Source organism: Fictibacillus sp. Mic-4 (assembly GCF_049843615.1).
GTDB lineage: Bacteria > Bacillota > Bacilli > Bacillales > Fictibacillaceae > Fictibacillus_A > Fictibacillus_A gelatini.
The window spans coordinates 1-311 of sequence record NZ_JBBHZM010000131.1 but is presented as its reverse complement, the minus strand read 5'-3'; the positions used below and the strand labels follow the sequence as shown (position 1 = coordinate 311).

1 pseudogene is annotated in these 311 nt (G+C 47.6%); it reads right to left on the bottom strand.

Going from position 1 to position 311, the window contains the following annotated elements:
- Window positions 1–311 (bottom strand): annotated as a pseudogene (locus WD019_RS21810) (hypothetical protein); the annotation flags it as partial.

Sequence of the window (311 nt, the reverse complement as noted above, 5' to 3'; positions counted from 1 at the left end):
TTATGTCGCTTATTTTTAGCGCCAGCTTAAATTCCCCATATGGAATGACGATTTGAGCGGCGATATTCCCGACATATTCCGCCCGGCTATAAGCGTCTCCGTTTACAATATCTCGTTTCCATGAAGCATAGATCGCAGCCCCCGTATATATAGCGGTCTCGATGCGGTGCTGATCGGCATAATCAATCGCTTCAAGCGTTGCTCGGGGATGCATTACCATATCAAACGTATCTGTGACCATGTCTTTTGCCGCGTGTCCTGCTCCCGCTTCAAGTCCTTTCGTCGCTCTCCATGAAATGTCTGTATAATGT